This is a genomic window from Falsiroseomonas frigidaquae, from assembly GCF_012163145.1.
GTDB classification, from domain to species: Bacteria; Pseudomonadota; Alphaproteobacteria; order Acetobacterales; family Acetobacteraceae; genus Falsiroseomonas; species Falsiroseomonas frigidaquae.
In genome coordinates, this window is record NZ_JAAVTX010000004.1 from 98,799 (window position 1) to 124,304 (window position 25,506).

Annotated in this window: 24 protein-coding genes; 8 read left to right on the forward strand and 16 right to left on the reverse strand. The window is 69.6% G+C overall.

Annotated elements, in window-relative coordinates; translation table 11 throughout:
* Nucleotides 1-80: 80 nt before the first annotated feature.
* From HB662_RS13070 to HB662_RS13080, 3 genes are read right to left on the reverse strand one after another with little or no spacing between them, the layout of a single operon-like run.
* Nucleotides 81-1,640 (reverse strand): AMP-binding protein, encoded by a 1,560-nt coding sequence (locus HB662_RS13070; RefSeq protein WP_168050260.1) that lies wholly within the window; start codon nucleotides 1,638-1,640, stop codon nucleotides 81-83.
* Entirely contained in the window at nucleotides 1,637-2,374 is a 738-nt protein-coding gene (locus HB662_RS13075; RefSeq protein WP_168050262.1) for an enoyl-CoA hydratase/isomerase family protein, read from the reverse strand. Before HB662_RS13075 ends, HB662_RS13070 begins: the two co-directional genes overlap by 4 nt.
* Nucleotides 2,371-3,543 (reverse strand): CaiB/BaiF CoA transferase family protein, encoded by a 1,173-nt coding sequence (locus HB662_RS13080; protein ID WP_168050264.1) that lies wholly within the window; start codon nucleotides 3,541-3,543, stop codon nucleotides 2,371-2,373. The genes HB662_RS13075 and HB662_RS13080 overlap by 4 nt, the downstream gene beginning before the upstream one ends.
* A gap of 129 nt (nucleotides 3,544-3,672) precedes the next feature.
* Between HB662_RS13080 and HB662_RS13085 the strand changes: the two genes are divergently transcribed.
* A complete protein-coding gene (locus HB662_RS13085; protein WP_168050266.1) occupies nucleotides 3,673-4,659 on the forward strand; it encodes a Bug family tripartite tricarboxylate transporter substrate binding protein in 987 nt (328 codons plus the stop codon).
* A 2-nt stretch (nucleotides 4,660-4,661) separates the two neighbouring features.
* Here the strand turns inward: HB662_RS13085 and HB662_RS13090 are convergent, their stop codons facing one another.
* Nucleotides 4,662-5,525 carry a CoA-binding protein gene (locus tag HB662_RS13090; RefSeq protein ID WP_168050267.1) on the reverse strand — a complete coding sequence of 288 codons (864 nt, stop codon included), beginning with the start codon at nucleotides 5,523-5,525 and terminating at the stop codon, nucleotides 4,662-4,664.
* Between the two features lie 29 nt (nucleotides 5,526-5,554).
* Here HB662_RS13090 and HB662_RS13095 point away from each other — a divergent pair, with 29 nt between their 5' ends.
* From HB662_RS13095 to pcaG, 3 genes are read left to right on the forward strand one after another with little or no spacing between them, the layout of a single operon-like run.
* Nucleotides 5,555-6,697 carry an ATP-grasp domain-containing protein gene (locus HB662_RS13095; protein WP_168050268.1) on the forward strand — a complete coding sequence of 381 codons (1,143 nt, stop codon included), beginning with the start codon at nucleotides 5,555-5,557 and terminating at the stop codon, nucleotides 6,695-6,697.
* Entirely contained in the window at nucleotides 6,694-7,398 is a 705-nt protein-coding gene (locus tag HB662_RS13100; RefSeq protein ID WP_342449505.1) for a dioxygenase family protein, read from the forward strand. Before HB662_RS13095 ends, HB662_RS13100 begins: the two co-directional genes overlap by 4 nt.
* A complete protein-coding gene (gene pcaG, locus HB662_RS13105; protein WP_168050269.1) occupies nucleotides 7,395-8,015 on the forward strand; it encodes a protocatechuate 3,4-dioxygenase subunit alpha in 621 nt (206 codons plus the stop codon). Before HB662_RS13100 ends, pcaG begins: the two co-directional genes overlap by 4 nt.
* A gap of 57 nt (nucleotides 8,016-8,072) precedes the next feature.
* On the opposite strand, the gene HB662_RS13110 is transcribed toward pcaG, so the two are convergent.
* Both HB662_RS13110 and HB662_RS13115 read right to left on the reverse strand, forming a co-directional pair.
* On the reverse strand, nucleotides 8,073-8,543 hold the full coding sequence (locus tag HB662_RS13110; protein ID WP_209443278.1) for a DUF3237 domain-containing protein: 471 nt from the start codon (nucleotides 8,541-8,543) through the stop codon (nucleotides 8,073-8,075).
* A 3-nt stretch (nucleotides 8,544-8,546) separates the two neighbouring features.
* A complete protein-coding gene (locus tag HB662_RS13115) occupies nucleotides 8,547-8,963 on the reverse strand; it encodes a rhodanese-like domain-containing protein (RefSeq protein WP_168050270.1) in 417 nt (138 codons plus the stop codon).
* Nucleotides 8,964-9,075: 112 nt separating this feature from the next.
* On the opposite strand from HB662_RS13115, the gene HB662_RS13120 reads away from it, so the two are divergent.
* Nucleotides 9,076-9,237, forward strand: coding sequence for a hypothetical protein (locus HB662_RS13120; RefSeq protein ID WP_168050271.1), 162 nt, complete (start codon nucleotides 9,076-9,078; stop codon nucleotides 9,235-9,237).
* 6 nt (nucleotides 9,238-9,243) lie between these two features.
* On the opposite strand, the gene HB662_RS13125 is transcribed toward HB662_RS13120, so the two are convergent.
* The 10 genes from HB662_RS13125 to HB662_RS13170 all read right to left on the reverse strand — a co-directional run bounded on the left by HB662_RS13125 (nucleotide 9,244) and on the right by HB662_RS13170 (nucleotide 20,857).
* Nucleotides 9,244-10,416 carry an isovaleryl-CoA dehydrogenase gene (locus tag HB662_RS13125; RefSeq protein WP_168050272.1) on the reverse strand — a complete coding sequence of 391 codons (1,173 nt, stop codon included), beginning with the start codon at nucleotides 10,414-10,416 and terminating at the stop codon, nucleotides 9,244-9,246.
* On the reverse strand, nucleotides 10,413-12,002 hold the full coding sequence (locus HB662_RS13130; RefSeq protein ID WP_168050273.1) for an acyl-CoA synthetase: 1,590 nt from the start codon (nucleotides 12,000-12,002) through the stop codon (nucleotides 10,413-10,415). The genes HB662_RS13125 and HB662_RS13130 overlap by 4 nt, the downstream gene beginning before the upstream one ends.
* Nucleotides 11,999-13,219 carry a phenylacetate--CoA ligase gene (locus tag HB662_RS13135; RefSeq protein WP_168050274.1) on the reverse strand — a complete coding sequence of 407 codons (1,221 nt, stop codon included), beginning with the start codon at nucleotides 13,217-13,219 and terminating at the stop codon, nucleotides 11,999-12,001. The genes HB662_RS13130 and HB662_RS13135 overlap by 4 nt, the downstream gene beginning before the upstream one ends.
* Entirely contained in the window at nucleotides 13,216-14,055 is an 840-nt protein-coding gene (locus HB662_RS13140) for an ABC transporter ATP-binding protein (RefSeq protein ID WP_342449506.1), read from the reverse strand. The genes HB662_RS13135 and HB662_RS13140 overlap by 4 nt, the downstream gene beginning before the upstream one ends.
* Nucleotides 14,052-15,335: an ABC transporter substrate-binding protein gene (locus HB662_RS13145; protein WP_168050275.1), complete on the reverse strand. Its 1,284-nt coding sequence runs from the start codon at nucleotides 15,333-15,335 to the stop codon at nucleotides 14,052-14,054. The genes HB662_RS13140 and HB662_RS13145 overlap by 4 nt, the downstream gene beginning before the upstream one ends.
* Nucleotides 15,336-15,357: 22 nt before the next feature.
* Entirely contained in the window at nucleotides 15,358-16,425 is a 1,068-nt protein-coding gene (locus HB662_RS13150) for a branched-chain amino acid ABC transporter permease (RefSeq protein ID WP_168050276.1), read from the reverse strand.
* Complete coding sequence (locus HB662_RS13155; RefSeq protein ID WP_168050277.1) at nucleotides 16,426-17,319, reverse strand: branched-chain amino acid ABC transporter permease; 894 nt, start codon at nucleotides 17,317-17,319, stop codon at nucleotides 16,426-16,428.
* A 12-nt stretch (nucleotides 17,320-17,331) separates the two neighbouring features.
* Nucleotides 17,332-19,215: an AMP-binding protein gene (locus tag HB662_RS13160; RefSeq protein ID WP_168050278.1), complete on the reverse strand. Its 1,884-nt coding sequence runs from the start codon at nucleotides 19,213-19,215 to the stop codon at nucleotides 17,332-17,334.
* Entirely contained in the window at nucleotides 19,212-20,015 is an 804-nt protein-coding gene (locus tag HB662_RS13165) for an ABC transporter ATP-binding protein (protein ID WP_168050279.1), read from the reverse strand. The genes HB662_RS13160 and HB662_RS13165 overlap by 4 nt, the downstream gene beginning before the upstream one ends.
* Before the next feature lie 98 nt (nucleotides 20,016-20,113).
* Nucleotides 20,114-20,857, reverse strand: coding sequence for a glycerophosphodiester phosphodiesterase (locus HB662_RS13170; protein ID WP_168050280.1), 744 nt, complete (start codon nucleotides 20,855-20,857; stop codon nucleotides 20,114-20,116).
* A gap of 138 nt (nucleotides 20,858-20,995) precedes the next feature.
* Between HB662_RS13170 and HB662_RS13175 the strand changes: the two genes are divergently transcribed.
* The 3 genes from HB662_RS13175 (at nucleotide 20,996) to HB662_RS13185 (ending at nucleotide 25,506) form a co-directional block, all read left to right on the forward strand.
* Complete coding sequence (locus HB662_RS13175; protein WP_168050281.1) at nucleotides 20,996-21,316, forward strand: hypothetical protein; 321 nt, start codon at nucleotides 20,996-20,998, stop codon at nucleotides 21,314-21,316.
* Nucleotides 21,317-21,510: 194 nt separating this feature from the next.
* The gene (locus HB662_RS13180) at nucleotides 21,511-22,578 is read left to right on the forward strand and encodes a TRAP transporter substrate-binding protein (protein WP_168050282.1); all 1,068 of its coding nucleotides are present in this window, start codon (nucleotides 21,511-21,513) and stop codon (nucleotides 22,576-22,578) included.
* Nucleotides 22,579-25,506, forward strand: coding sequence for an ATP-binding protein (locus HB662_RS13185; RefSeq protein ID WP_168050283.1), 2,928 nt, complete (start codon nucleotides 22,579-22,581; stop codon nucleotides 25,504-25,506).

Below are 25,506 nucleotides of genomic sequence, written 5' to 3' on the forward strand. Positions count from 1 at the left end.
GACAATCCGCGGCAGGATGTGAAGAGCTTATGAATGCGCCTGGTCATTTCATACGGATGACTGGACTTGTCATGGATGTTTCACAGCTCCAGCAGCGCCAGCGCATGCGCCCGAAGCTTCACCTTCTGCACCTTTCCACTGGCGGTCATGCCGATCGCCTCGAAGCCACCGACGATTCGCAGGTGCCGTGGCATGCGGAAATTCGCCAAGCGCGGCTTCAGCCAGGCGAGCAGTTCCGCCTCCGTCACCGCAGCACCCTCTCGCAGTTGCACGAAGGCGGCCACCACTTCCGTCAACCGCGCATCCGGCACGCCGACCACCTGGGCGAGCGCCACGGCCGGGTGCGCCGACAATACCTCCTCCACCTCGGCCGGCGCGACATTCTCGCCGCCGACGCGGATCACGTCCTTGATACGGCCGACCATGCGCAGCCGCCCATCCGCATCCTGCGTGCCGAGGTCGCCGGTGCGCAGGAAGCCGTCCGGCGTGAAGGTCCTCCGGGTGTTTTCGGCATCGTTCAGGTAGCCGCGCATGATCGACCAGCCCTTCACCTGGATCTCGCCGGCCTGCCCCGCGGGAAGCGGCGCGTTGCTGGCGGGGTCGGCGATGCGGACCTCGAGCCCCGCATGCGGCACCGCACCGCCGGCGATACGCGCCTCGACCGGCTCGCGATGGTCGGACAGGGCGACATTGGGCGACGCCTCGCTCAGCCCATAGGCCCAGCAGAGGTCGGTTACGCCCATCTCCTCGACGATCCGGCGCATCGTCTCCGGCCCCGCCGCGGCCCAGCCGCCGCGCAGATGCAGCCGCGCGCGATCGAAGCGCGGATGCGACATGATCAACTGGAAGATCGCGTCATTGCCGGAGGTCAGCGTGCAGCGCTCACGCTCCAGCAGATCGAGCGCGGCACCGGCCTCGAAGGTCGGCGGCGTGACCATCGCGGCACCGGTCGCCAGGCAGACCAGCAGCGACAGCGTCGATCCGGCGACATGGAAAAAGGGCCGGCAGTTCAGGTAGCGGTCATCCGGCCGCACGCCCAGCTTCGCGGCGCAGGCTGTCGCGTTGCGCAGCATGTTGTGGTGCGTCAGCAGCACGCCCTTGGGGTGGGCTGTGGTGCCGGAGGTGTATTGCACCAGCAGGATGTCCTCCGCCGTCACCTCGGCCATGGCGGCGTCCAGCGCGGCGTCTTCCACCGCCTGCGCACGAAAGCTGTCCCAGCCCGGCGTGCCCGCCACGATCACATGGCGCAGCTCCGGCAGCTCCGCCCGCACCTCGGCGACGGCCGATGCAAAGTCGATGTTGAGGAAGCGCCCGGCCAGCAGCGCCACCTTGCAGCGTGCGCGGCCCAGGGCGAAGGCGATCTCGGGCGGCTTGAAGCGGGTGTTGACCGGCACCGTCACCGCGCCGATCAGCGCCGCGCCGTAGAAGCCCGCAACCCAGTTCGCATCATTGCCCATCAGCAGCCCGACGAAATCGCCGCGCCGCACGCCGAGCGCCAGCAGGCTGCGCGCCACGCCGCGGGCTTCCGCACGCAGTTCCGCATGGGTCAGCCGCAGGCCATCGGCCACCAGCGCCTCCGCCGCGCCGCGCGTCGCCGCATTGGCGTCCAGGAGGTCGGCGACACGGGTGGTCCAGCTCATCGGCCGAACCCGGACATCGCCTTGCGCCATTCGGCGGCGGCCAGGCTGTCCTCGATCGCCAGCAGTTCCGTCGCCAGCGCGCCGCGCGGGTCCCGTTCCAGCCCCTCGTCGATGCAGCGCTTCGCGAGTGCCAATGCAGAGGCGGGCGCCTTCAGGATGGTGGCGGTGATCGCCGCCAGCGTGGCCTCCACAGCATCGGGCGCAACCAGCCGCGCCACCAGCCCGGCCGCCACAGCCTCCTCCGCCGACAGCACGCGGCCGGTAAACATCATGTCCTTCGCCAGCCGCTTGCCGAGGATGCGCGGCAGGCGCTGCGTCGCGCCCACCGTGCCCCACAGCGCCTCCGGCGTCTTGAAGCTGGCAGCCGGGGTGGCGAGGATCAGGTCACAGGCTGCGGCAATCTCCACGCCCGACCCAACGGCCGGGCCCTCGACCACGGCGATGCTCGGCATCGGCAGCCGCTCAATGGATTCATACGCCCAAAATCCCTTCACGCGGCGTGCACGCACCGCGTTGTCGTCCATGCCCTGGCGTTCCTTCAGGTCCGCGCCTGCACAGAAGACCGGGCCATTGGCGCGGATTACCACGCATTTCGCCTGGGCCTCCGTGGCGCGGCGGCAGGCGGCGGCCAGCGCCTCGGCGAGTGCCAGGTTGAGCGCGTTGCGCGCCTGCGGCCGATCCAGCGTCAGCGTGACCAGGCCCTCGGCCTCGGCGTAGAGCAGCGGCTCCGTCATATCGCACCTTCCTCCCGCAATGCGGCGATCCTGTCCGCGTCGTAGCCGAGCTCGGCCAGCACATCGTCCGTATCCGCGCCCAGTGCCGGGGCGGGCAGCGGCGAAGGATCCGCCAGGCCGTCGAACCGGAATGGCAGGCGCAGCGCGGGATGCGTCGCCGCGCCATGCGCCACCTGCGCCACGCTGCCGCGCGCCTGCACATGCGGGTCCGCCACCACCTCATCCAGCGCCAGCACCGGGCCGTTCGGCACATTCGCCGCATCCAGCACCGCCACCGCCTCCGCGCGGGACATCGCGCCGAGGGCGGCGGACATCGCCGCCATGATGCGCTCCCGCTGCTCCAGCCGCTCGGCATTGGTTGCCAGCCCGGCCAGGTCACCAAGCCCCAGCGCGGCGCAGAGCGGTGCCCAGTGCTGGTCGCTGGCGGTGATGTGCAGGAAGCGGTCGTCCTTGCAGCGGAAGCTGGCGGTGGGCACCCGGCCGGGATGTTCCGTTCCGAGCCGTGGCGGCACCTCCCCCAGCGCGAACAGACGTGCCGCGGCAATCGTCAGCAAGGCCACCTGCCCGTCCAGCATGCTGAAATCCACATGCGCGCCATGCCCCGTGGCGTCCCGCCCGCGCAGCGCGGCGAGCAGCGCGATCGCCACCCACAGCCCGCTGGTCAGGTCCGCCACGGGCAGCCCTGGCTTCACCGGCCCGCCGCCCTTCTCCCCGGTCAGGCCCATCAGCCCGCCCATCGCCTGAAACACCGTGTCGTAGCCTTTCCGGGTCGCGTAGGGACCGGTTTGGCCGAAGCCAGTGCAGGACAGGTACACCAGCCGTGGATTCACCTTCTGCAACTCGGAAAAGTCCAGCTTGCGGCGCGCGAGCGTGCCCGTTGGAAAATTCTCCACCAGCGCATCCGCGCCCGCCACCAGGTCGCGGATCAGCTGCCGCCCGCCGGGCTTGCGCATGTCCACGGTGATGCTGCGCTTGCCGCGGTTGCAGGCGAGGAAATAGCCGCTGACGCCGAAATCGAAGAACGGCTCGAAGCCCCGGGTTTCATCCCCCGTCCCGGGCTGCTCCACCTTAATGACGGTGGCGCCGAGTTCCGACAGCAGCATCGTGGCGAAGGGGCAGGCCAGCACGCGCGAAAGGTCCAGGATGCGCAGCCCTTCGAGCGGCCTCATGACGCCATCGCCTGCCATCCGATCCATCCCCCGTTCCGTGCTTGCAGGAATGGGGGCTGTTGGTTGAGGATGTCAACGGTAAGGGCCGTCAGAGCCCGTCGTCAGTGCCCCTGGGATGGAGACCACACAATGCACATCACGCGCCGCCACGCGCTGGCCGGGCTCGGCCTGGCGCCACTCGCACTGGCCGCACCCGCCCTGGTTCGGCCCGCTTTGGCCCAGCCCGCCTGGCCGAACCGGCCGGTGCGCTTCATCGTGCCCTTCGCCGCCGGCGGCCCGGTCGAGGTGCCCGCCCGCTTCATCGCCGATGCGCTGGGCGGCAAGCTGGGGCAGCCGGTGGTGGTGGAGACCAAGCCGGGCGCCGGCGGGTCGCTCGGCGTGCAGGCGGTGGTGCAGGCGAATGACCCGCATACGCTGCTGTTCACCACATCCTCCGTCGCCATCCTGCCGGCGATGATGGCGAACCCCGGCTACGACCCGTTCCGCGACCTGGTTCCGATCACCATGGTCAGCGAGGCGCCGATGGTGCTGCTGGCCAAGCCGGACCACCCGATCAAGGACCTGGCCGACCTGCTGGCGCGGGCCAAGGCGCGGCCGGGCGCGATCAGCTACGGCACCTCCGGCGTCGGCTCCACCACCCATCTCGGCGGCGCGCTGCTGGGCGTGCGGGCGGGGATCGATCTGCTGCACGTGCCCTATCGCGGCGCCGGCCAGGCGGTGAATGCGCTGTATGCGGGCGACACGGATCTGCTGGTGACCGGCACGATCGAGGCGCTGACCCATGTGCGCGACGGCCGCCTGAAGGCGATCGCGGTCACCAGCGGCGAACGCGCCAGCAGCCTGCCGGATGTGCCGGCGATCGGCGAGGCGGTGCCCGGCTACGCCATGACCATCTGGTACGCCATGTTCGGCCCGCGCAACATGCCCGAGGAGGTGGTGCAGCGCCTGGCGCGGGAGGTGGCGCCGCTGTCCCGCGGCAATCTGCTGGCCACCCGCATGGAGGAAAGCGGCGCGAAGCTGCTGCTGGACGGCCCCGCCCGGCTAACGGAGCGCCTGCGCCTGGAAGTGCCGCAGTGGCGGGAGGTGGTGGCCCGCGCCGGCATCCAGGCCGGGTGAGGCTACAGCCCCGCCAGGGCGGCGACCGCGTCCTCGGGCCGCGCCACCGCCAGGGCGCCGGCCTGCGCCAGCGCGGCGAGCTTGGCCGCCGCCGTCTCCCGCTCCGCCCCCGCCAGCGCGCCGGCATGGCCCATGCGGGTGCCGGGCGGGGCATGGCGGCCCATCACCAGCGCGACCAGGGGCTTGCCAAGCGTGGGCAGCGCCTCGGCCAGCGCATATTCCTTGTCACCGCCGAGTTCGCCGCAATACAGCACCGCCCGCGTGCCGGGGTCGGCGGCCAGCATGGGCAGGTATTCATGCGGGTTGCGGCCGATCACCAGGTCGCCGCCCATATGGATGACGGCGCTCTGGCCGATGCCGGCCTCGGTCAGCAGGCGGGCCAGCGCCAGGGTCAGCGTGCCGCTGCGGCAGAGCAGGGCGACATGGCCCGGGCGGCAGAATTCCGGCGCGATGGAGCCGAGCAGCGTGCGGCCGGGGATGCAGAGGCCGAGCGTATTCGGCCCGACCAGCCAGCACCCCGCCGCACGGGCTTCCTGCGCCGCCTTCAGGCTGTCCTGCACCGGCACATACTCCGCCGCGGCGACGATCAGCGGGATGCGCGCGGCGATGGCGCCCCGCACCGCATCCAGCACGCCATCCGGCGGCGTGTAGAGCACCGCGGCATCGGCGGGCGCATCGAGCTGGCTGTAGTCATCCAGCAGCGGCAGCCCATCCTGGCTGGTACCGCCACGGCCCGGCGCGATGCCGGCCACCAGGCTGGTGCCGGCGGCCCGCATGGCGGCGACCTGGGCGCTGGCGTAGCGTCCCGTCGGGTTGACCACGACGACGCGGCGGGGCGCATCCTGCAGCAGATTTTTTTGCATCATTCTCGGACAGGTATAGGGACGGCGGCACGATGCGTCTGACGGAGTGGGACGGCAAGACGGCGCTGCGGCGCCACGGCATCGCGGTGCCGCAGGGCGTGCTGCTCGGCGCGGCGCCGCAGTCGGGCTGGGAGGACGCCGTGGTGAAGGCGCAGATCCTGGAAGGCGGCCGCGGCAAGCGCGGGCTGGTGCAGCGCGGCGCGGCGGCGAAGCTGGCGCCGGAGATCCGCGCGCGGCTCGGCGATGCCGCCGCGCCGCTGCTGCTGGAACGCCCGCTCGACATCGCGCAGCAAATCTTTCTCGCACTGCGCGTGGATGGCACGGCGCAGGCGCTGGAAGTGCTCTGCGCGCCGCAGGGCGGGGTGGAGGTGGAGGCCGGAGCGCCGCCGCTGCGCTGGCACATCCTGCCCGAATCGCCCGCCGCCCTGCCCGACAGCCTGCGCATCCTGCGCGGCGCCTTCCCGGCCGACCTCGCCGCGCGGCTGGCGCGCATGGTGGTGCGGCTGGCGCGGGTGATGGTGGCGGAAGATCTGGAGAGCCTGGAGATCAACCCGCTGGCGCGCCTGGCCGATGGCAGCCTGGTCGCCTGCGACTGCAAGGCGGTGCGCGACGAGGCCGCCGGCTTCCGCCACGATGCGGAGGGCACGGCGCTGTCCGCCGCGCTGGAAGACGCCGCCATGACGCCGCTGGAGCGCCGCGCGCGGGATGAGGGCTTCCAGATGGTGGAAATCCCCGGCGGCCGCGTCGCCATGGTCACCGCCAGGGCGGGGCTCGGCATGATGATGCTGGACCTGCTCGGCGATGCCGGCTGCCCCGCCGCCTGCTTCATGGACAATGCCCAGGGCGGCCCGGTGGAAACCGCGCCACAGCGCTTCGCCATCGCCTTCGAGATGGCGCAGCGGCCGGGGATCGATGCGGTGCTGTTCTACACCACCCTCGCCTCCCGCCCGCTGAAGGGGCGGGTGGAGGCGCTGGCGGCACAGCTGCGCGCGCAGCCTTCGCCCAAGCCGCTGTTCGTCGGGCTGGCGGCGGGGCATGCGGCGCTGGCAGGCTATTCCATGGCGCAGGCGGCAGCCGACCTCGCCGCGGTGGGTGTCACGGCGCTGGAGGCCGACCCGCATGCGCTGGTCCGGCAACTGGCCACCGCCATCGGGCCGAGGAGAACCAAGCCGTGAATCAGCCGGACCGCTTCGACCCGCTGGACCCGGCGACGCAGCCGGTGGTGCCGGTGCCCGGCTACCCCAACACGATCCGCCGCAACCCCTCCCGCGCCGCCTTCCGCCGCGTGCTGACCCGCACGGAGCTGACCGGGCCGCTGGACCTGGCCGAGAAACTGCGGCCGGGCGACGACAACCTGGCGGTGCTGGCGCCGGGCCGCATGGCGCAGGGCCAGCTCATCCATGTCGGCGGGCGGGTGCTAGACGAGGATGGAAGGCCGGTGGCCGGTGCGATCGTGGAGCTGTGGCAGGCCAATGCCGGCGGGCGCTACTTCCACCCGATCGACCAACGCGACGCGCCGCTGGACCCGGACTTCATCGGCAATGGCCGCACGCGGAGTGATGATTCGGGGCGCTACGGCTTTTTCACCATCAAGCCCGGCGCCTATCCGGTGCCCGATAGCGGGCGCTGGTGGCGGCCGCCGCATATCCACATTTCCGTCCTCGGGCCGGGGTCGCTGATGCGGCTGGTGACGCAGATGTATTTCCCGGGCGACCCGCTGAACGCGATCGACCGCATCCTGAACGCGGTGCCCGATGCCGCCGCCCGCGCCCGCTGCATCGCCGGCTTCCTGCCGCCGGAGGCGGTGGAGGGCGACTGGCAGGGCTTCACCCACGACCTGGTCCTGCGCGGCCGCCACGCGACGCCGCCGCTGTGACCCCGCGCCCCAACGCCCCGCTGGTGCCCACCGCCTGGGCCACCATCGGCCCCTTCTTCCCGCAGACCTTCTTCCGGGATGGCGACAACGACCTGACACGGCTCGCCCCTGACGCCCCGCAGACTGCCCAGGGCCGCCCCTTCTGGCTGACCGGGCGCGTGCTGCAGGAAGGTGGCGGCCCTTGCGTGAACGCCGTGCTGGAAGCCTGGCAGGCCGATGCCGCCGGCCGCTTCCGGCATCCGCGCGACCCTGCATGGCAGCAGGCCGATCCCGGCTTCCTCGGCTGGGGCCGCGCCTGGACGGATGCGGAGGGCTGCTTCGCCTTCCGCAGCATCCTCCCCGGCGGCTACCAGGACGCCAGCGGACCGCGGGCGCCGCATATCAACCTGGCGATCATCGGCAGCGGCATCATGGGGCGGCTCGCCACCTGCGTCTTCCTGCCCGACTTCGCCGAGGCCAATGCCGCGGACCCGGTGCTGTCATCCCTGCCCGCGCCGCTGCGCCCGCTGCTGGTGGCCCGCGCCGATGGGCAGGGCCCGGATGGCGCGCCGCGCTTCAGCCTGGACCTGCTGCTGCGCGGCGATGCGGCGGAGGAGACGCCCTTCTTCGAGGATTGAAGCATTTCAAGTCTTGCGGCTTCGCAAGACGGCTCGGAAATGCGTGACAGCAAAAAGCTAAAGCACCGCGTAGACGTCATAGACCGGGCCATTGGCGAAGCGGTGGCCGACGCCCACCGCCAGCACGCGGTTCAGCCATTCATGCGGCCCCGGCCCGGTCTCGAAGCGCATGGCGACGCGCATGTAGTAGCTGCCGGGCTCCATCGCCTCCCCGGCCGCCATGCGGGCGGCCACCTCCGGCGGGGCGTGGCGGATGCCCTGGTAGGTCGCGCCGATGACCTGCCCGTCATCCGCCTGCAGCACCACCCGCACATCCAGGCGCGTGCCACCATCCGACTGGGTTACCAGCCAATCCGCCCCACCCGGCAGCACCTTGCCCGCCAGCCCCGGCCCGAAGAAGCGCCCGCCGGTGACGAGGAAGACGCGCCGGTCGCCGATCGGGCCAGCGCCGATGGCCTGCGGCCCCTCCACCGCCAGTTCCAGGCGGAACAGGAAGTCGCTGTGCAGTGGCATGCGTTCCACGGTCATGGCCTAGCGCTGCCGCCAGGGCAGTCCGTCGGCTTTCCAGCCGGCGACGCCACCGCGATGCCCCGCCGCATCGACCGGGCCCTCGAAGCCGTCAGCGACGTTGAAGGCGTGCGGAAAGCCGTGCTGCTGCGCCGCCTGGCCGGCCGCGAGGCTGCGCGCACCTGAACGGCAGATGAAATAGAGTTTGGACAGCGGGGTGGCCCCGGCGCGGTGCAACTGCTCCACGAAGGCGCCATTGACCTGCATGCTGGGATAGACTTGCCACGGGATCAGCGCGACCTCCTTGCCGACCTCCCCGAGGTCCGGTAGTCCGACGAAGTTCCATTCGGCGTCCGTGCGGACATCGACCAGTATTGCATCGGGATCCTCCGCCAGGGCCTGGTAGGTGGCACGAGGGGTTACATCGGGAACACCGGTCATGGCTTCCTCTCCGTCGGTTGGTTGACCGGCAGGATGGAGCCTCAATGGCTGCGGGACAACCATAGCGTGCCGCGCTAAGTTATGCGTGGCGAGATTAGGGGAAGATCAAAGCATGTCCGAGACGCAAGACAGCGACGCCACGCACGACCACATGGGCCGCAAGATCGTTGATTCGAAGCGGGAAGCCTTCCAGCAGGACCTGCCCTGGATCATCGCCATGGCCGCCCTGACCGTGTTCACCATCATGGCGCTGGCCGGCTACTTCCGCCTCTAGGCCGCTTCAGGCCGATTCGCGGAAGATCTCCCGCCCGATCAGCAGGCGGCGGATCTCGCTGGTGCCGGCGCCGATCTCGTACAGCTTGGCGTCGCGCAGCAGGCGCCCGGCCGGGTAGTCGTTGATGTAGCCATTGCCGCCGAGGATCTGGATCGCATCCAGCGCAGCCTTCGTTGCGGCCTCGGCCGCGAACAGGATGGCGCCGGCGGCGTCCTTTCGGCTGGCGTGGCCGCGGTCGCAGGCGCGCGCCACGGCATAGGTGTAGGCACGGCCGGCGTTCAGCGCCGTGTACATATCCGCCACCTTGCCCTGGATGAACTGGAATTCCCCGATCGCCTGGCCGAACTGCTTCCGGTCGTGGATGTAGGGCACGACCAGATCGAGGCAGGCCTGCAGGATGCCGATGGGGCCGGCGGCCAGCACGGCGCGTTCGTAATCCAGGCCGGACATCAGCACGCGCACGCCGCCGCCGACCGTGCCCAGAACATTCTCCTCCGGCACCTCGCAATCCTCGAAGACCAGCTCGCTGGTCGGGCTGCCGCGCATGCCGAGCTTGTCCAGCTTCTGGGCGGGGCGAAAGCCCTTGAAGTCGCGCTCGATCAGGAAGGCGGTGATGCCCTTGGGGCCGGCCTCCGGGTCCGTCTTGGCATAGACCACCAGCGTCTCGGCGTAGTGGGCATTGGTGATCCAGAGCTTGGTGCCGTTCAGCACCCAGCGCTCGCCGCGCTTGTCCGCCCGCAGCTTCATGGAAACCACGTCGGAGCCGGCGGAGGGTTCGCTCATCGCCAGCGCGCCCAGATGCTCGCCGGAGATCAGCTTGGGCAGGTAGCGGCGCTTCTGGTCCTCGTTGCCGTTGCGGCGGATCTGGTTGACGCAGAGATTCGAATGCGCGCCGTAGGACAGGCCGACGCTGGCGCTGGCGCGGCTGAGTTCCTCCATCGCCACGCAATGCGCCAGGTAGCCCATGCCGGCGCCGCCATATTCTTCCTCCACCGTGATGCCATGCAGGCCGAGCGCGCCCATTTCCGGCCAGAGGTAGCGGGGGAATTCATCGGTGCGGTCGATCTCGGCGGCGATCGGGGCGACGCGATCCTCGGCGAAGCCGCGCACGCTGTGCCGCAGCGCGTCGATCTCCTCGCCCAGGTCGAAATCCAGCATCGGCATCTGGTTGGAGATCATCCCGCCACCCCTTCCCCGGCAAAGCGCGCCCGCAGCGCGCCGCGCATGATCTTGCCCGTCGCCGTCTGCGGCAGGGCTTCGACGAATTCCACCTGGCGCGGATAGAGATGCGCCGCCAGGCGCTGGCGCACCTGCGCCTGGATCTCCGCGGCGAGCGCGGCGCCGGGCGCAAAGCCGGGCTTCAGCACGACGACGGCCGTGACCCGTTCCGTGCGCAGCACATCGGGCAGGCCGATGACCGCGGCCTGGGCGATGGCGGGATGGGTGAGGAGAAAATCCTCCACTTCGCCGGGGCCGATGCGGTAGCCGGCGGAGGTGATCACATCATCATCGCGGCCGATGAAGGTGAACATGCCGGCCTCGTCGCGCACGGCCTGATCGCCGGTCAGCAACCAGTCGCCGTGGAATTTGTCGGCGGTCGCGGCCGGGTTGTTCCAGTAGCGCAGGAACATCACGGGATCGGGCGCGCGTACGGCGAGCACGCCCTGCGCGCCATCAGGCAAGGGCTGGCCCTCGGCATCGAGGATCGCCAGCTCATGGCCCGGCACGGCACGGCCCATGCTGCCGGGACGCACCGGAAACAGTTTCGCCGAATTGGCCACGATCTGGTTGCATTCGGTCTGGCCGTAGAATTCGTTGATGGTCAGGCCGAAGGCGCTGCGGCCCCATTCCAGCATCTCCGCGCCCAGCGTCTCGCCGCCGGAGCCGACGCTGCGGAGCGCATGGCCGAAGTGGGCGGGGTCCGTCACGCCGCGCAGCATGCGCAGCGCGGTGGGCGGCAGGAAGGCGTTGCGCACCCCGTGGCGCGCCATCAGGTGGAAGCAGAACTCCGGATCGAATTTCGCCATCCGATGCGCGAGCACCGGCACGCCGTGGAACAGGCTCGGCAGCAGCACATCCAGCAGCCCGCCGATCCAGGCCCAATCCGCCGGAGTCCAGAACAGATCGCCCGGCTGGGGGAAGCCATCATGCGGCCATTCCACGCCGGGCAGATGGCCGCGCAGCACACGATGCGCATGCAGCGCGCCCTTCGGACTGCCGGTGGTGCCGCTGGTGTAGATGATCAGCGCGGGATCGTCCGGGCCGGTGGCGAGGCAGGCGTGGCTGTCCCGGGCGCGCGCCATCTCCGCCGCCAGATCCAGCGCGCCGGGGCCGCCGCCGATGGCGAACACCTTGGTCAGTTCCGGCAAGGTGTCGCGGATATTGTCGAGCTTAGCCAGACCATCCTGGTCCGTGACCAACGCGGCCGCGCCGCAATCCGCCAGCCGGAAGCGCAGCGCCTCCTCGCCAAACAGCAGAAACAGCGGCACGGCGATGGCGCCGATGCGATAGGCGGCGAGATGCGCCACCGCCGCCTCCGGCCCCTGCGGCAGCAGCACGCCGATGCGGTCGCCGCGCGCGACGCCATGCGCCAGGAAGACGTTGGCGAGGCGGCAGCAGCGACGGTGCAGTTCGTCGAAGCTGATGCGCTCCACGGCATCGCCCTGCAGGTGCAGCAGCGCCAGGCGGCCGCTGCCATCGGCCCAGCGGTCGCAGGCCTCCTGCGCGATGTTGCAGCGGGCCGGGATGTTCCAGGCGAAGCTCATGCCGGGCGCGTGTCGTCGATCACCTTGCCGTCGTTCGGCAGGGCGCCGGGTTCCAGCAGTTCCACGCTGCCACGCAGCCGCGTGACGTTCTGCAGCGTGGCCGCCAGGCTCTGCACCAGGGATGCATCGCGCACCGGCGTTTCCACGCGCAGCACCATCGTGTCCCGCGTCTCGTCCAGCCCGATGACCAGCCGCGCGCGGCCGAGGCCGGGATGCGCGCGCAGGATTTCGGAGACCTGTTCCGGCCGCACGAACATGCCGCGCACCTTCGCCGCCTGGTCGGCGCGGCCCATCCAGCCCTTGATGCGGGTATTGGTGCGGCCGCAGGGGGAGGCGCCGGGCAGTACGGCGGAGAGATCGCCGGTGGCGAAACGCAGCAGCGGATAGGTGGCGGAGAAGGTGGTGACCAGCACCTCCCCCACCTCGCCCTCCGGCAGCGCATCGCCGGTGCCGGGGCGGACGATCTCGACCAGCACATCCTCGTCGCAGATCAGCCCCTCCCCGGCTTCGGATTCATAGGCGATCAGGCCGAGATCGGCGGTGCCGTAGCTCTGTCGCACCACCAGCCCGCGCGCGGCGTAGAAGCTACGCAGCGCGGGCAGGAAGGCACCGCCCGTAACATGGGCCAGCTTCAGCGAGGAGAGATCGAGCCCCAATGCATCGCCCGCCTCCAGGATCGTCTTGAGAAAATCCGGCGTACCGCTGTAGCAGGCGGGCCGCAGATGCGCGGCGGCACGCGCCTGGCTTTCCGTATTGCCGGGACCCGCGGGGAACACCGGGCAGCCCAGGGCGCGCGCGCCTTCCTCCAGCATCATCCCGGCCGGTGTGAAGTGGTAGGCGAAGCAGTTGTGCAGCAGCATCCCGCGCCGCAGGCCGGTGGCGTGCAACGCGCGCGCATAGCGCCAGGGGTCGGCGCCCGCGCCCTGCGGCTCATGGATCGGCCCCGGCGAGGCGAAGACGCGTGGCACATCGGCGAGGCCCAGCGCGGTGAAGCCGCCGAAGGGCGGTGCCTCCGCCTGCGCCGCGATCAGGTCCGACTTGCGGGTGACGGGCAGCGACGCAAGGCTCGCCTCATGCGGATCGAGATCCGCCAGCATCTCGGCATAGGCCGGCGCGTGGCGCCTCGCATGCGCCACCTGCAGCGGCAGGCGCCGCGCATTCTCCGCCGCGCGCTGATCCGCGCTGCGTGTCTCGCGATCGTCGAAGAACCCTGTCACAGCCAGCGCTTCCGTCGTTTGTAGGATTTCAGGTTGCGGAAGGATTTGCGCTCCGCGCCATGGCCGCCGAGGTAGAATTCCTTCACATCCTCGTTGTTCGCCAGGTCGGAGGCGCTGCCATCCAGCACCACCTTGCCCTGCTCCATCACATAGCCATGGCTGGCGACGGAGAGCGCCATGCGGGCGTTCTGCTCCACCAGCAGGATGGTGATGCCGAGATCGGCGTTGAGCTGGCGGATGATGCCGAAGACCTCCTTCACCAGCAGCGGCGACAGGCCCATGGAGGGTTCGTCCATCAGGATCAGCTTCGGCCGCGCCATCAGCGCGCGCCCGATCGCCAGCATCTGCTGTTCGCCGCCCGAGAGGTAGCCGGCCAGGCCCGTGCGTTCCTTCAGGCGGGGGAAGTAGCCGTAGACCATCTCGATGTCGCGCCGGATCTCCGCATTGTCGCTGCGGGTGAAGGCGCCGAGGCGCAGATTCTCCAGGCAGGTCATGTCGCTGATGATCCGCCGCCCCTCCATGACCTGGAAGATGCCGCGGCGGACGATCTGGTGCGCCTCCACGCCGTTCAGTCGTTCGCCTGCGAACCGGATATCGCCGCGCGTGATCTCGCCATCCTCGGACTTCAACAGGCCGGAGATGGCTTTGAGAGTCGTCGACTTGCCCGCGCCATTGGCGCCCAGCAAGGCGACGATCTTCCCCTTCGGCACGGCCAGCGAAAGGCCGCGCAACACGAGGATGACGTCGTTATAGACGACCTCGATGTTGTTCACTTCCAGCAGCAGCTCCTCCGCCGGCGTCACCGCCGACGGAGGATTTGCGAGCGCCTGGCTCACCAGCCGAGCCAGTCGCGGCGACGCTCGAGATCGATCGTCGCGATGTTCTCGATCTTCATCGTGCCCGCCTGCATCAGCTCCGCCACGCTGCCCTGCGTCGTGTCGCCGCTGACATTGGCGCGGTACAGCGCGACGCGCAGCGTGCCGCGATGGTCCTCGCGCGTGAAGGTGGAGGGGTTGCAGACGCCCTCGAATCCGCGCGGCACCCAGTTCTGCCTTGCGTAGAAGCCATCGCGGATGCGCTCGCCCGTCACCTGCCCGCCACCCTCGGCCGCCGTCTCCATCGCCTCGACCATCAACATGGCGGAGCAGATGCCGGAGATGTAGTGCACGGGGCGATAGGCATTGCCGGCGCTGTCCGACACGCGGCTGATCTCCCGCACCTGCGCCATGCCCGGCGCCTCGCCGCCCCACACGGCCGCGGTGCGGACCGGGAACACCACGCCATTCGCCGCCGCGCCCGCGGCCTTCATCGCATTCTCATCCATGCCCCAGACATTGCCGAGGAACTGCACCTGCACGCCGGCCGTCTGGCAGGCGCGCAGGACGGAGATGTTGGAACCAGCGGTATTGCCGAGATAGGCGAAATTGGCGCCACCATTGCGCAGGCCAAGGCATTGCGCCGTGTAGTCGCCAGGCGTCAGCGCGAACTGGATGGCGGGCAGCACATCGAAGCCGAGCTCCGCCGCCAGCGCCTCACCGGCCGCCTTGGGCGAATTCGGATAGGGGTGGTTGGCGCCCATATGGACGTATTTCGGCCGCCCCTGCTGGCCGCGATCCTTCCAGTCCTGCGCCGCCCATTGCAGCATGGCGCGCAGGCTGTCGGAGTAGGAGGGGCCGTAGAAGAAGTTGTAGGGCGCCGCCTCCACGCCCTGCCGCCCGGACTGCCCCGCGGCATCCGTCAGCGCGGCGGAGTAGGAGGCGCTAACATAGGGGATACGGTCGCGCGTGACGAAGCGCACCAGCGCTTCCGTATCCGCCGTGCCCCAGCCCTGGATGGCGACGACGCGCGTGCGCCCGGTCCAGGCCTGGTACTGGCTGACGGCGCGCGGCGCGGCATAGCCGTAGTCGAAACCGGAGACATTCAGCGGACGGCCATTGATGCCGTTGCGCCGGCTGTTCACCCAGGCCAGCGCATCCGCCACGCCCTGCCCATAGGGCTGGCCGACATCGCTGGTGGCGCCGGAATTGTCCATCAGATGGCCGACCGGGATCGGCTGCGCGGCGAGCGGCAGCGCGAAGGCCAGTGTCGCGGCGCCGGCCAGGATCTGCATTTTCATTCGTTCGTTCCTCCCCTTTGGTTCAATGCGAGTATGGGTAGAGCTTCCAATACGCCTTGATCAGGCGCCAACGCCGGGCCAGCCCATCCGGCTCGAAGATCAGGAACAGGATGATCGCCGCGCCCACCACCATCTCCCGCAGGAAGGAGATGCTGGCGCCGAGTTTCAGCGCGCGGTCGATGCTGCTGCCGGCCAGCAGATCCGCGCCCCATTGCGTCACCTCCGGCAGCATCACCATGAAGGCCGCGCCCATCAGGCTGCCCATCACGCTGCCCAGCCCGCCGATGATGACCATGCCGAGGAACTGGATGGAGAACAGGATGTTGAAGGCCTCGACCGAGACGAAGAGCAGGTAGTGCGCGTAGAGGGCACCGCCGATGCCGGCATAGAGGCTGGCGATGCCGAAGCTCAGCGTGCGGTAATAGGCCAGGTTGATGCCCATCATCTCGGCCGACAGGTAATGGTCCCGCACCGCCACCAGCGCCCGCCCGTCGCGGCTCCGCATGAGGTTCGCGGCGCCCACGAACATGATGATGACCCACACCAGGGTCAGGTAGAAATACGTTTCATCGCGGTCCAAGGCGAAGCCGAACAGCACCGGGCTTTCCGTCATCCGCCCCGACACGCCGCCGGTGAACCACTGCGCGCGGGCGAAGAAATCCTCCAGGATGAACTGCGCGGCGAGCGTCGCGATAGCCAGGTACAATCCCTTCAGCCGCGCCGCCGGCGCGCCGAAGACCAGGCCGATCAGCGCCGTCACCACGCCCGCGATCGGGATGCAGAGCAGCACCGGAACGTGGTAGCGCTCATGCAGATACGCCGAGACGAAGGCGCCGAGACCGAAGAAGGCCGCGTGCCCGATGCTGATCTGCCCGGTGAACCCCACCAGAATGTTCAGTCCCAGCGCCGCGATGCCGAGGAAGCCGATATTGATCAGCAGCGAGAGCTCGTAGCGCCCGAAGACAAGTGGCGCGCAGCAGAGAATGGCGATGCCCAGCAGCAGCGCGATGCGGCTGTTGCGCGTCGGGAAGATGGTGGTGTCGGCGGCGTAGCTGGCGCGCCAGTCGCCGCAGGGGGTCAGCGCCGTCATCTACACGCGCTCGATGTTCTTGGTGCCGAACAGGCCGTAGGGCTTGATCAGCAGGATCAGCACCAGCCCGTAGAAGGGCGCGATCTGGAACATGTTGCCCCAGTTGAGCCATTGGCTGTCGACGTAATGCGCCCAGTTCTCCAGCAGCCCGACAATCACGCCGCCCAGCACCGCGCCGAGGATGGAATCCAGCCCCCCCAGGATCACCGCCGGGAAAACCTTGATGCCGTAGAAGGACAGCGCGGAGGACACGCCGTTCACCACGCCAACGACCACGCCCGCCACCGCGGAGACGACGGCCGAGATCGCCCAGGACATGGCGAATACTTTCGGCACGGAGACGCCAAGCGATTGCGCCACCTGCTGGTCAAACGCCGTCGCCCGCATCGCAAGCCCGTGCTTGGAGGCTTTGAAGAACCAGCCGAACCCCGCCATGATCAGCAGCGAGACGCCGAGGCTGGCGAGGTACACGGTCTGCACCTCCAGCCCCAGCACCCGCACCTGTTCCATGGCGAAGATCGGCGGGAAGGGCTTGGCAAACACGCCAAAAATCCACTTCATCAGCGCCTGGAAGAAGATGCCGAGACCGATGGTCGCCATGATCACGCTGATCACCGGCTCCCCGATCAGCGGCCGCAGCACCACCACCTGCAGCACCAGGCCGAAGAGCATCATGAACACCAGGGTGAACAGGAAGCCGGCATAGAAGGGCAGCTGCCATTCCGTCAGGAACCACCAGCAGACCCAGGCACCAACCAGCAGGAACTCGCCCTGCGCGAAGTTCACCACCTGGGACGCCTTGTAGATCAGCACGAAGCTCATCGCGACCACGCCATACAGCATGCCAACGATCAGCCCGTTCAGCGTGAGTTGCAGCAGCAGCGCCATGTCCATGCGACGTCTCTCCTACGCAGCTGCCAAGGCGGGTTCGGTGCGGATCACGGCGAGCGTCGTTCGGATGCGCTGCGTGGTGCCGTCCTGGAAGGCGATGGTGGTGTCGACGGGAATGTTGTCCGCGCCGCCATAGATCGCATTGATGATGTCGCCGTATTTCTCCGCGATCACGCCGCGCCGCACCTTGCGGGTGCGCGTCAGCTCCCCGTCATCGGCGTCCAGCTCCTTGTAGAGCAGCACGAATTCCCGCAGCCGCTGCGCCGGCGGCAGCTTGGCGTTGACCTTCGAAACCTCGTCCCGCAGCAGTTCCAGAACCTGGTCCCGCGCCGCCAGGTCGGAGTAGGTGGTGAAGGCGATGCGGTTGCGCTCCGCCCATTTGGAGACGATGGGGAAGCGGATGCAGATCATCGCCGCCAGGTGCGACCGCCCTGCCCCCAGCACCACAGCCTCCGCCACGAAGGGCGAGAATTTCAGCTTGTTCTCGATATATTGCGGACTGAAGCGATCGCCCCCATGGGTCTCCGCGATGTCCTTGATGCGGTCGATGACGACGAGCTGGCCGGCCTTGTCGAAATAGCCGGCATCGCCGGTGTGCAGCCAGCCGTCCCGCATATCCGCCGGCGCCTCGGTGCCCAGGTAGCCGGAGAACATGTTGGGATGCCGCGTGACGATCTCCCCAACGCCATTCGCATCCGGCGCGTCGATGCGGATCTCGATGGTCTCGTCGAAGCCGACTCCCACCGTCTCGAAATCCACCTCCCCGGCCCGGTGCAGCGTATAGGCGCCGAGCAGCTCCGTCTGGCCATACAACTGGCGCATCGGCACCCCCATCGCCTGGAAGAACCGAAAGGTCTCGGGCCCGAGCGCGGCGCCGCCAGTCGCCGCCGAAGTCAGGTTCGAGAAGCCCAGCCGGTCGCGCAGCGCGCGGAACAGCAGCAAATCCGCCATGGCCGAACGCTTGCCATCGGCGATCTTCACGCCGACATCGAACATGCGGCGCTTCAGGGCCGAGGCGTCCATCACCCGCGCCCGCACCTCGGCCGCCAGCTGTTCCCAGACGCGCGGCGCAAACAGGACGAAGGTCGGGCCGATCTCGCGGAAATCGGCCATCATCGTCTCCGGCTCCTCGACGAAGTTCACCTTCATCCGGGCGATCAGGCCCCAGCCGAGCACGTAGATCTGCTCCATGATCCAGGGCAGCGGCAGGACGGAAACGTATTCGTCCTGCGGTCCCTTGGGGTCGGCCTTCAGATAGGCGCGGCAATGGCGGATCAGCGCGCCAGCGGTCAGCATCGCCAGCTTCGGCCGCGCCGTGGTGCCGGACGTGGTGCACAGCACGGCGATGTTCTCGCCGTCCGTCGCCGCCACAAGCGCCTCGAACAGCCCGGGCTGCTCCGCCTCCAGCGCGCGGCCGGATGCCAGCAGCGCCTCCAGTGACATCAGCCGCGGGTCGTCGTGCTTTCGCATTCCGCGCGGATCGGCGTAGATGACGTGCTGCAGCGTCGGCACGTCGCCAAAGATGTTGAGCAGCTTGTCCACCTGCTCCTCGTCCTCGGCGAAGACCAGCTTCGCGCCGGCATGCGCCAGCAGATAGGCCACCTCCTCATCCAGCGCGTCGCGATACAGCCCCAGGCTGCGCGCGCCCACCGCATGGGCGGCGATCTCGCCCATCACCCAGTCGGGCCGGTTGTCGCCGATCAGCCCCACCACATCACCCGCACCGATGCCGAGCACCCGCAGGCCGAGCGCCATGGCGCCGGTGCGGTCGTGGTATTCGGACCAGGTGAAGCTGCGCCAGATGCCGAACTGCTTCTCCCGCAGCGCCACCTCGGCGCCGTGTTCGCGCGCATTCGCCGCCAGCAGCTTCGGCAGCGTGTCCAGCGTCGGCGCCCTCATGCCTCCACCGGCTCCGCTTGCACGGCATCCTCGCCGAGATAGGCGCGGCGCACCTCCGGATGCGCCATCACCTCCTCCGGCTCGCCCTCCGCGATCTTGCGGCCGAAATCCAGCACCATGACGCGGTGGGAGATGTCCATCACGACGCCCATGTCGTGCTCGATCATCAGCACCGTCATGCCCCATTCGGCGTTCAGGTCGGTGATGAAGCGGGCCATGTCCTCCTTCTCCTCGAGGTTCATGCCGGCCATGGGTTCGTCGAGGAGAATGAGCTTCGGCTTCAGCGCCACAGCGCGCGCCAGCTCCACGCGCTTGCGCAGCCCGTAGGGCAGCGTGCCGGCCATGGCCTTGCGCACCGGCTGGATCTCGAGGAAATCGATGATCTCCTCGACCTCCCGCCGATGCGCGAGTTCCTCCGTCTGCGCGCCGCCCAGCCAGTACAGCATGCCGCGGAGAAAACCCGCCTTCAGCAGGTGGTGGCGGCCGACCATGATGTTGTCGAGCACGCTCATATGCCCGAACAGCGCCAGATTCTGGAAGGTTCGGCCGATGCCGAGGCCGGCGCGGCGGTTGGGGCCGAGGCGGGTGATGTTCTGCCCGTCGAAGTGGATCCGGCCCTCGGTCGGCCGGTAACGGCCGGAGATGCAGTTGACCATGGAGGTCTTGCCCGCACCGTTCGGCCCGATGATGGAGAAGATCTCGCCGGGGCGGACGGCGAAGGACACATCGGTCAGCGCCCGTACCCCGCCGAAGCGCAGGCTTACGCCATCCACTGCCAGAACTGGCGTGTCTTCACCCAACTGGACGCGCTCCCCTGAACGCCGATCTTGTTGAGGGGAGCCTAGGACGGCTTCACGGCGCGCCGCAACGACGCGATTGTGGCGCCGGCCGGTTCAGTTCAGGCTTCGGCGCGCAGCCGGATCGCCAGCGGCGGGTCGTCCGTGGCGAAGATGTCCACGCCAAGGTCCAGCATCCGCCGGATGCTCGGCGCGTGGTTGGCGCCCCAGGTGCCGATGCCGATGCCGGCGTCCCGCAGGCCGGCGACGAGTTCCGCATCGATGACGCTTTCATGCGCGCCGACCTCCGGGAAGCCATAGGCCCGCGCCGTCGCGACCAACCCGGTCAGGCCCAGGTCCCGCAAGGTTGCGGTCTCCAGCAGCCAGGCAACCCCGGCGAGGCCACCTGCCGCCTGCGCCTCGGCCATGGTGCCGGCCTGGAACCCGATGATCCAGCTTCGCGACCTTTCGCCCGCCCGGTCCAGGATGGAGAGGGTGGCGGGGACGATGCCGGTATAGGGCTGGCCGGAGGCGCTGGCCTTGATCTCGACCCGCGGTGCCACCGGGCTGCCGGCCAGGATCGCGAGATATTGTGCAAGCGTCGGCGGCGCCTCCCCGCCCGCTCCGCGCACCCGGACCGTCGCGAATTCGGCGGCGGTAAGGGCTGCAACCGGGCCGCGCCGGTCCGTGGTGCGGTCGAGCGTCGCGTCATGCAGGACCACGACTTCGCCATCCGCGGTCAGGTGGACGTCGCATTCCGCCTGTTCCAGCGCCAGGCGGGCGGTGTTGCGGAAGGCGAGGGCACTGTTCTCAGGCCAGAGGAACAGGCCGCCACGGTGGCTGGCGATCAGGGTCTGGGGGCGCATCGGCCGGCAGTCTCGCCTCGCTTGCGCCGGGGCGCCAGAGCCATTCCGGAAGTTGCATCCGGTTGCAGGCAAGGCAACCTTCAGCGCATAAAGGGTGCGGCCGAACAATGGTCATCAGCTAGCCGTGCGGAGGGCTTCATGACCCTGTCCATTGTCATCCACCGGCCAGAATCCGGCCATGCAGGCAGCCCCCCGGACGCGGAGGCGGAGGCGATGCGCCTCGCTGTGCGCGATGCGGTGTGGGAAATTGCCGATGCGCACTGGACCATGGGAAGCGACGCCATCCTGGTCTCCACCGACCTTTCGCCGGACTACATGCTGAGCCATTTCCGGCGCGCCCTCGCCCGGCGCGGCTTCAGCAGGACAGGATTGCTGCTGGTCACCGGAGTCGGGCCGCGCGCGGCCTGGTCGGACCTGCCGGAGGAAGCTGAAGGCTGGCTGAAGGATGTGCTGGCCTGATCGCGGCAGGTTCCCCTTCGCGGCGAAGGCGTGTTCCTCCTGCCCCCGAATGTCGATAGCGCGATTGCGTAACCGCCCGCTCGCGTTATGGTTGCTGCAATCGTTAATAATCTTGCTATAGGATGCTTCGGTGGCGGGGCCGTGCCGTCATGGCCCGCATGCCGCCGGGCGCCTCGCCTGCCAGGGAGCCCAGCATGCCGACGGCACGTCGCTGCATCTACATCCTTCTCACCGCATGGCTTCTGGCCCTGGGGGTGGGTCTGGCTCCGGCACGCGCCGAGCAGCCGCCGATCCGCCTGAAGATCGTCGGCGGCCTGGCTGATGTCAGCCAGTATGTGCGCTACGAGGAGCCCTTCTGGCGCTCGCGCATCACCGAACTGACCAACGGGCGGGTGCAGGCGGAAATCGCCCCCTTCGACCGCAGCGGCATCCGCGGGCAGGAAATGCTCCAGCTGATGCGGCTGGGAGTGGTGCCGTTCGGCACCGCGCTGCTGGCCGTCGTCTCGACCGAGGAGCCGGAATTCAACGCGGTCGACCTGCCGGCGCTGGCACCGGACATCAACAGCCTGCGGCAGACCGTCTCCGCCTTCCGCCCGCATATCGAGCAGGTGCTGCGCGAGCGATACCAGATCGAGCTTCTGGGCATCTACACCTATCCCGCACAGGTGGTCTTCTGCACCCGCCCGTTCACCGGGCTGTCGGACCTGTCCGGGCGCCGCATCCGGTCCTCCTCCGTCGGGCAGTCCGAGATGCTGCAGGCGCTGGGCGCGACGCCGGTGGTGATTCCCTTCGCCGAGGTGGCGCAGGCGATCAACAGCGGCGTGGTGGAATGCGCCATCACCGGCACGCTGTCCGGCAATGCCATCGGCCTGCACGAGATCACCAGCCATGTGCATGCCATGGCGCTGGCCTGGGGCATTTCCATCTTCGGCGCCAATGCCACCGCCTGGGCGGCAATTCCCCCCGATGTGCAGCAGGTGCTCCGCGGCGGGATCGTCGACCTGGAACGCCAGATCTGGGCCGCCGCGGACCGCGAGACCGGTGAGGGCCTGGCCTGCAATGCCGGCCTGCCCACCTGCACCGCCGGGCGCCGCGGCAACATGACCGTGGTGCCGGTCAGCGCGGCGGATGATGAGCGCCGTCGCCGGCTGCTGACCGATGTGGTGCTGCCGCGCTGGGTGAACCGCTGCGGCATGGATTGCGTGGAGGCCTGGAACGAGTACCTGGCGCCGATCCTCGGCATCCGGGCGCGGCCCGAGTAGATGCAGACCGCCCGCCGCCTTCGCCTAGCCGTACTGGCTGCCGTCATCCTGCTGCTCCTGGCGCAGGTCGTTGCGACGGCGATGCTGCTGGAGCGGTCTCGGGAAGCGGCGCTGACGGCGGCGACCGACACGGCGGACCGGGTCAGCCGCGCCGTCGAATCCTCCATCAACCGCAGCTTCGTGCAGGTGGACGCGATGCTGGCGGGGCTGCCCGCCATCCTCGCCCCCTATGCGCGGGATGGCCGCTTCGACGCGAATGCGGCCGGCCGGGTGATGCGGGAGTTGAACAACCAGAACTTCACCTTCCGGGACGTGCTGCTGGTGCGGGATGATGGCATGCCCATCGCCACCTCGCTGGCCGTGTCGCGCCGCCGGCCGCTGCCGCTGCCGCTGGGCGCCGCCTTCATGGACGCCACGCCGAATGCCGGCAGCGTGATGATCGGCGGGCCGGTGCAGAACCCGGCCACCGGCGAGTGGGCCCTGTTCTTCGCCCGCCCCGTGGTCATGCCGGTGCTTGGCGCGATCACCGCGGTGGCGGAGGTGCCGGTACCGATGGTCGGCAGCCTGCTGGCGGTGGGCGGCAGCGCGCCGGGCCTGCGCATCACGCTGGAACGCGATGACGGCACGCTGCTCGCCGCCCTGCCGCATGACGAGACGCGCATCGGCCGCCGCCTGGCGCTGACCGCTGCCGCGCTCACCGGGGTGGCGGAAACCCGCAGCCGGTTCAACGGGGAGCCGGTGCTGATCGCGGTGCGGCCGACGCTGTACCCCTCCTTCTCCATCGTCACGACCATCGAATTGCAGGCCGCGCTGCAGGGCTGGAGCACGGATCGCGAACGCGCGCTGTTCGTCTCCGCCGCCTTCGCCGCCCTGGTGCTGGCCCTCGCCGCCGCCCTGCTGCTCGGGCTGCGGCAGCGGGAAAAGGTGGAGGCGGAGCGCGCCCGCTGGCGCTCCACGCTGGAGAATGCGCTGGAGAGCATGTCCGATGGCTTCGTCATGTTCGGGCCGGATGACCGGCTGATCGCCTGCAACCAGCGCTACAAGGAATTCTACGCGATCTCGGCGCCCTTCATCAAAGCGGGCGCCGCCTTCCGCGACATCATGCGCGAAGGCGCCCGGCGCGGGCAGTACCCGCAGGCGGTGGGCGACATCGAGGCCTTCGTGGACGAGATGGACCAGTGGCGCCACGCCAACAACCCGCCGATCGAGCGGCTGCTGCCGGACGGCCGCTGGGTGCTGATCACCGAGCGCAGCACGCCGGATGGCGGTACCGTCGGCATCCGCACCGACATCACGCCGCTGAAGCGCGCCATGGATGACCTGGCCCAGGCCCGCGACACGGCGCGCGCGGCCGGCGAGGCGAAGAGCCAGTTCCTCGCCCGCATGTCGCATGAGCTGCGGACGCCGCTGAACGGCGTGCTCGGCTTCGCCCAGGTGCTGCTGCGCGACCCGAACCTGTCGGAGGAACAGCGCGACCAGGTGATGACCCTGCATGAGGCCGGGCAGCACCTGCTGGAGCTGGTGAACAGCCTGCTCGACCTGTCCAAGATCGAGGCCGGCAAGCTTGACCTGCATCTGCGCGATGTCGCGGTGCGGCCGCTGCTGGAAGCCTGCGCCGGGCTGCTGGCGCCGGAGGTGGACCGCAAGGGCATGACCCTGACGCTGGACATCGCCCCCGGCACGCCGGAGGCGGTGGAGGCGGATGCCACGCGGGTGCGGCAGATGCTGCTGAACCTGCTGTCCAACGCCGTGAAGTTCACCCCGCCCGGCGGCAAGGTGGATTTCCGCGCCGGCCCGATGCCGGAAGGCCGCCCCGGCCTGCGGATCGAGGTGCAGGATACCGGCCCGGGCGTGCCGCCAGAAAAGCGACACCTGCTGTTCGAGGATTTTTCCCAGCTTTTCCCCGTCGCCGGTCAGGAAGGCGCCGGCACCGGGCTGGGGCTGGCGATCTCCGCCCGGCTCGCGGCGGCCATGGGCGGGCGGATCGGCTGCGACAGCGAATCGGGCCCCGGCGCCCGCTTCTGGGTGGAGCTGCCGCTGAAGCAGGTGCCGCTGCCCGCCGTCGTCGCCTCCGCCCCGGCAACCCGGCCGGCCGAACCCGCACCGGCCACGCCGGGCCGCAGCCTGCGGATCCTGGTGGCGGATGACGTGGCGGCCAACCGCATGGTGGCGCGCGCCATGCTGGTCGGCGCCGGGCATCGCGTGGACAGCGCGGCGGATGGGGCGGAGGCGCTGGCCGCCGTGGAACGCGATGCCTATGACGTGGTGCTGATGGATGTGCAGATGCCGGTGATGGACGGGCTGGAAGCCACCCGCCGCATCCGCGCGCTGGACAGCGCCCGGCGTCGCGTGCCGGTGCTGGCCGTCACCGCCTCCGCCCTGCCGGAACAGGTCGCCGCCTGCCGCGCCGCCGGCATGGACGGGCACCTGGCCAAGCCGATCGACCGCGAATCGCTGATCGCCGCCGTCGCGCGCCTGGCGGCCGGGGATACGCTGCCGGGCATCACCACCGCCGCCATCGCCGATGCCCAGCAGCCATTGCTGGACGAGGCGGCCTTGCGGAACCTGGCGGCCGATCTCGGGCCGACCGCGGATGTGGTGATCTCGGAATTCGTGTCGGAAGTGCGCATGGGCTTCGAGACGCTGTCCGTCCCCGGCATTGCCCAGGACCTGCCCCGCCTCCGCCATGCCGCGCACCGCATGCTCGGCGCGGCCCGCACCCTCGGCGCCCGGCGCCTGGGCGCGGTGACGGAGGGGCTGCAGAAGGAGATCCATGCGGAGCGGGATCCGGCAGCGCCGCTCCGCCTGGTGCTGGACACGGCGGCCGCCACCCTGCCGTTGATCGAGGCGCCGCTGGAATTCAGTGCGGAGAACGATCCCGCCCCGCGGAGCCGCGCGGCGCGGCTGGCGCAGGGCGTCGCGGATTGA